This is a genomic window from Treponema sp. (assembly GCF_051883275.1).
Lineage (GTDB): Bacteria > Spirochaetota > Spirochaetia > Treponematales > Treponemataceae > Treponema_D.
In genome coordinates this window covers 1-5,324 of sequence record NZ_JBJETK010000025.1, presented here as the reverse complement: position 1 = coordinate 5,324, position 5,324 = coordinate 1, and the positions used below count along the sequence as shown (strand labels likewise).

At 37.9% G+C, this 5,324-nt stretch carries 5 protein-coding genes and 1 pseudogene; 4 read left to right on the top strand and 2 right to left on the bottom strand.

Going from position 1 to position 5,324, the window contains the following annotated elements; all coding sequences use genetic code 11:
- Nucleotides 1-128 precede the first annotated feature (128 nt).
- A complete protein-coding gene (locus ACI4L0_RS03930) occupies nt 129-446 on the bottom strand; it encodes a helix-turn-helix domain-containing protein (RefSeq protein WP_439798866.1) in 318 nt (105 codons plus the stop codon).
- Nucleotides 447-672: 226 nt separating this feature from the next.
- Between ACI4L0_RS03930 and ACI4L0_RS03925 the strand changes: the two genes are divergently transcribed.
- The 4 genes and pseudogenes from ACI4L0_RS03925 to ACI4L0_RS03910 all read left to right on the top strand — a co-directional run.
- A complete protein-coding gene (locus tag ACI4L0_RS03925) occupies nt 673-2,016 on the top strand; it encodes an MBOAT family O-acyltransferase (RefSeq protein WP_439798865.1) in 1,344 nt (447 codons plus the stop codon).
- Nucleotides 2,017-2,053: 37 nt separating this feature from the next.
- Nucleotides 2,054-3,235, top strand: a complete 1,182-nt coding sequence (locus ACI4L0_RS03920) for a hypothetical protein (protein WP_439798864.1) — start codon at nt 2,054-2,056, stop codon at nt 3,233-3,235.
- Nucleotides 3,236-3,314: 79 nt separating this feature from the next.
- Nucleotides 3,315-3,563: an AbrB/MazE/SpoVT family DNA-binding domain-containing protein gene (locus tag ACI4L0_RS03915; RefSeq protein WP_439798863.1), complete on the top strand. Its 249-nt coding sequence runs from the start codon at nt 3,315-3,317 to the stop codon at nt 3,561-3,563.
- A 49-nt stretch (nt 3,564-3,612) separates the two neighbouring features.
- Nucleotides 3,613-3,744 (top strand): annotated as a pseudogene (locus tag ACI4L0_RS03910) (PIN domain nuclease); the annotation flags it as partial.
- 26 nt (nt 3,745-3,770) lie between these two features.
- On the opposite strand, the gene ACI4L0_RS03905 reads toward ACI4L0_RS03910, so the two are convergent.
- On the bottom strand, nt 3,771-4,877 hold the full coding sequence (locus ACI4L0_RS03905; RefSeq protein ID WP_439798862.1) for an alpha/beta hydrolase: 1,107 nt from the start codon (nt 4,875-4,877) through the stop codon (nt 3,771-3,773).
- Nucleotides 4,878-5,324: the final 447 nt, after the last annotated feature.

Below are 5,324 nucleotides of genomic sequence, written 5' to 3'. Positions count from 1 at the left end.
TCTAGGTATCTGTAATAATGTATAAGCCCGGTAGCAAGTACCGGGTCAAGAGGGGGGGGAGGGATTTTTTTTCAATAATTTTTTATGTCAGAAGATTTTTTGAATTATTGTACGGAACTTCTAAAATTTTACTCCAATTCTTCAAGCACTTCTTTTAAAAAGATACAATATTTTTCTTTTATAGTGTCTTTTAATTCTGCCTGCAATGCAACGTTCATAGATAATGACAGCGGAATCGGCATAAAAAAATGATAAATGTCAGTTTCAAGTGCGCTTGAAATCTGAAAAAGAGTTTTTTCGCTCGGCCAGGAATGGCAAGTTTCAATACTTTTTACCATCGCCTCTGAAATATCCGCTTTTTCTGCAAGTTCAAACTGCGTTAGTTTTTTATTCTTTCTAATCTGTTTTATATTTTCAGCAAGTCGCTTCTGTATTTCATTTGACATACTTCATTTTGTTTTAGATTTACGCAAAACAACAGATATTATAAGTAAACGTTTTCTAAAAAATATAATACCGGTATACAAAATAAGTGATTTTTATTATACTATTTTAGATTTGGATATTAAAAGTAACTTCATTGAGGCATAAAAATTTATGATTTTTTCATCGTTTGAGTTTATTTTTCTATTTTTACCTGTTGTCTGGCTCGGATATTTTTTCCTGCACAGAATGAATTTTCATCAGGCTGCAAAATGGTTTCTTGTGATTGCGTCTTTTGCGTTTTATGCAATCGGAAGTCCGCGTTTCGTGCTGATTTTTATGATGAGCGTTGCCGTAAATTATTTAATCGGAACAAAACTTTCGGCTCTTAAAAAGCAGAGTTCTCCGTCAAAAAAGATATCGGTTTTATGCGGAATTCTGTTTGCACTCGGAATAATTCTGAATGTGTCGCTTCTCGGCTACTACAAATACACAGACTTTTTTATTTCAAATTTCAATGCCGTATTCGGGAAAAATGTTCCACTCCTGCACATTGTTCTTCCGATTGGAATTTCGTTTTTCACATTCCAGCTGATTGCATATCTTGTTGATTCATATCGCGGTCTTACTGCTGAATATAGTTTTCTTGATTATCTGCTTTTTATCAGTTTCTTTCCTCAGTTGATTGTCGGTCCGATTGTTCATCACGGCGAGATGGTTCCGCAGTTTGAAGACAAGCGCAACTGGAAGGTAAACTGGGATAATGTTGCAAAGGGTGTTTTTGTGTTTACAATAGGTGTAGCAAAAAAAACGCTGCTTGCAAATCCTCTTACAGCAAATGCACAGAGTTTTTTTGATGCTGCAGCCGGTGAGGTGTCTGCCTTGAGCGCCTGGTGGTATTCGATAGAATATACGGTTTCGTATTATTTTGATCTTTCGGGCTATGCGGATATGGCAATCGGTATTGCACTTATGTTCAATATAATAATTCCTGAAAATTTTAATTCACCGTATAAGGCGCGGAATTTTCAGGATTACTGGCAAAGATGGCATATAACTCTTTCAAGATTTTTGGGAGCATACATTTTCCGTTCCGTGTATAAAAAAGATTCAAAATGGCGGAATTATTATGTTGCAACGATGGTTACTTTTTTTGTTTCGGGATTCTGGCATGGTGCAGGATGGACTTTTATCGTATGGGGAATTATAAACGGAATCTTTGTCTGCACTGCAAGCTGGATGAAACGCAAAAATCTTTCATTCCCTACAGTGATTTCAAGAACTCTTACTCTGCTTGGAATTGTCCTTACGCGTATTCTTTTTGTATCGAGGGATTTTTCACAGGCTCTGACTGTCTTTAAAAGTCTGTTCCGTTTTGATTTGAATGGATTTTCTGTAGGGTATGGAATTTCTCCGCTTATGATTGTACGCATTGTCATTGCATGTGTGATTATATTCTTTATGCCTTCAACACATACGCTTTCGGAACGCTTTAAGCCTCAGTGGAAAACGTTGATTCCTCTTGCCCTTGCAGCAGGACTTTCCGTTGCATTTATGGGACAGACAACATCTTTCCTTTATTTTCAATTTTAATTTTACAGATAAATAGATTTTTTATGGAAATGACATTATGAAAAATATAAAACCAAAAACATTTGTAATTCTTATGGGAACAGCGTTTATTGCCGCATTTTTTCTTTTGCTCGGCTGCATTATTTTTGCACAGAAATCGTGGGGAATAAAATGGCAGACAGGTATTACAACTCAATGTAATCAACTGATAGGACGACAGCAAAAAACAAATTATATTTCCCAAGAAAATATCAAACACACAGGATATATAATTGGCGGTTCAAAAGCAGGTGCATTAAGGGCAGAAAAATTCAATGCTTTTACAAATGGCAGTTATTACAATTTTTATGTTAGTTCTGGAAATTTCAGGGATTTTAGTTTATATATCGAATATATTTTAAAAGAAAAATCAGGAACTGTTAAAGACATTGTATTGCATTTATCAAGTCACGAATCAGAGGAGTTTATACGAGTTCCATTTATTCCCGTCCAAATGCAGGATAATGTTTTTTCAAAACTACATTCAACAGGACAGTTTACGCCTGAAAATTATCTGAATGTACAAACCTTCTTTCAACTCTACAAATATAAAAATAATACACCAGAATCTGTTATTGGCATTTCCGCCGTTACAGGCGAACGCTCAAAGGCAGATGATGCATATACCCTTTATACCTACGAAAAAGTTGATAAAAAATTCTATCAGGATGTTTTTTGTTATTGGGAAGACTACGATTCAGCAATAAAAGATTTATTTTATTCAACCCCAACTCTTCCAGCGTGTGAAAAAAACATTCAGGCATTAAAGCAAATTAAATCTGCCTGCGAAGAAAATGGCGTAAAACTTACAGTCGTAATCGGACCTACATTTATTGCCGAGTGTTATAAATATGCAACACCACAATATATCGAATACATAAAAGAAATTGTTTCTGTGTGCGGCGAAGTCTGGAATTTCAGCGGAATAAACAACGTAAACCTGAATCCATACAATTTCTACAACGGCGGACACTGCTGGATTTTTGCCGGTGATAAAATGATAGAAACAATGTTCTCGCCGAATCCGAATAAATCGGATTTAGATGCTTTTGGAATTCTTCTTACATCAGAAAACACGGAAGCCTTTATCAACCGTCAGAAAGAAAAATGGCAGATTTTAAAGGAAGAATACGACCGCACAGGAAAAATCACGTTGCAAACAAAAGATGATGAAAGTTATTTGGGAGAATCAAGAAAATAACTTAAAATGTCACCTGTTTCCTTGACGGTTTCCCTCAACTTGAAGTATTATAAAAGTAAGGAAAGTAAGGAGGTGTTTTATGGAACTTGCAAAAGTAACTTCAAAAGGACAAATTACAATTCCGGTTATGATAAGAAATCTGCTTCAACTTAAAACCGGTGACAAAGTTTTTTTTGAGGAAAACGACGGCAAAATTTACATTGCAAATGCTTCCCAAATTACGCTCAAAAATATCCAGACACAAATGCAGGACAAAGCTCAAAAAGCAGGTTTTGAAACTGAAGATGATGTCGTTGCTTACATCAAAGAATTAAGGAAAACAAAGTGAGATTTTTTGTCGACACAAACGTCATAATCTCTGCCATACTTTTTCCAGTTTGCAGGTTCTTGTTTCTGCAATTTTATCTGATGCGGATATTTTGCTTACCGGCGACAAAGATTTTGAAGACATAAAAACAGACAAGCCGCTGATTTTTACGCCTTCAAAATATTATGAATACTTAAATTAAATGGCTAAAATATCGCCATTTTCCCCCTACAATTTCGCCTTAAAAAACTCCGAAAGCTTTGCGGTTTCCATATCGACATATTCCTTGATGTGATATGTTTCAATGTGCTGTGCGCCCGGAATTAAAAACAGTTCCTTGTCGGAAGTTCCTGTCGCTTTGGAAAACGCATCGTCCGTCATATAGCGGGTGTCGGCGGTGCTTCCTGCCATCATCAGAAGCGGCTGAGTAATGAGCGCCATTCTGTCCTCAACATCCCACAGCATAAGCTGCATAAGGCTTTTTTCCGTGTAGCTGAAAGTTGAATTCGGATGCGCATGTGAACGAAAGTAATAAACAAATCCGTCGCGATACAGAGCAAACGGAAGTTTTGCCGCATCCTCATCGCTCATCGAACTCATATCACCGATGTAAACAGTCTTTCCGCCACAAGCCTCCTTGGCCCTGCTTTCTGCCGCGTGAGAAATCCGCTGGATTATCGTTTCCATTCCTGAATCCTGAAATCCGTTTCTCCGCACCCTTCCCGAATTGAACATACTGAGCGTTGCAACTGCCTTTATCCTTTTGTCGCTCTGAGCCGCACCCAGAGTGTAACCGCCGCCACCGCAAATTCCAAGCGCGCCGACTCTTGAACTGTCAACGCCCGGATAATTTGAAATAAAATCAACCATTCCGCTTACGTCGTTTATTCTGTTTGCAGGATAATCAGTTCCGCGCGGGATTCCGCCGCTTGCCCCCTGATACGAAGCGTCCGCCGCAATAGTGATAAAACCGCTTTCCGCAAGTTTCTGCGCCATAAGCCCTGCAACCTGTTCCTTTACGCCGCCGTTCGGGTGAGCGACGACAACCGCCGGATACGACTTTCCGTCATTTTCGTCGTAGTCTGCCGGAGTGTAGACATTCGCCGCAATTTCAATTCCGTCAAGAATGTATATTACAGGGTGAATGTTGACCTTGCCGTTTTCGTTTTTTTCAAGTGCACCCTCGTACACAAGCCCCCATCTGTTCAAAAGATTTTTCGGGATTTTTGTATTCGCGCGGTTTTCCTTTGGAAGCGAATAAACCGCCTGACACACAGCCCCTGCAATCAAAGCCGATAAAAAAGCAATTTTAGCCATTTGATTTAAATGTTTCATTTTTCACCTCGTTTGAGTTTTTTGATTTTTTTAGGTACCTGCAATAATGTATAAGCCCGGTAGCAAATACCGGGTCAAGGGAAAAATGAAGAAATTTTGAAAAAAAAACTTGCGATTTTTTACACTTTGGGAAACACTGAATAAATCCTATTGAGAATTTTTCAGTGTTAACCTTGAATGTAGCTAATTGTCCGTAAGTCATGGATTTACGGCAATTTAACGGGAAGTGCTGAGCAATCGCTTCAAGTGTTAATCAGCACTTCCCTAATCGCCATAGCGTTCACTTTTAGTGTAACTCACTGTGCATTTCTTAAGTCGTGTAAAATATTTTTGATTTTTTGTATAAATCGAGGGAAATTTTCCGCTAATTTCCCTTGATTTCCTCTAATTTGTTTTCAAAATTCTTACTTCTTGTATAACCTGTAAGCCGTTTGTTTATAGCAACTG

Excerpts from the sequence above, each read along its gene's own strand:
- ACI4L0_RS03925 (WP_439798865.1), top strand. The coding sequence starts at position 673 with ATGAATTTTCATCAGGCTGCAAAATGGTTTCTTGTGATTGCGTCTTTT.
- ACI4L0_RS03930 (WP_439798866.1), bottom strand. The coding sequence starts at position 446 with ATGTCAAATGAAATACAGAAGCGACTTGCTGAAAATATAAAACAGATT.
- ACI4L0_RS03905 (WP_439798862.1), bottom strand. The coding sequence starts at position 4,877 with ATGAAACATTTAAATCAAATGGCTAAAATTGCTTTTTTATCGGCTTTG.
- ACI4L0_RS03915 (WP_439798863.1), top strand. The coding sequence starts at position 3,315 with ATGGAACTTGCAAAAGTAACTTCAAAAGGACAAATTACAATTCCGGTT.
- ACI4L0_RS03920 (WP_439798864.1), top strand. The coding sequence starts at position 2,054 with ATGAAAAATATAAAACCAAAAACATTTGTAATTCTTATGGGAACAGCG.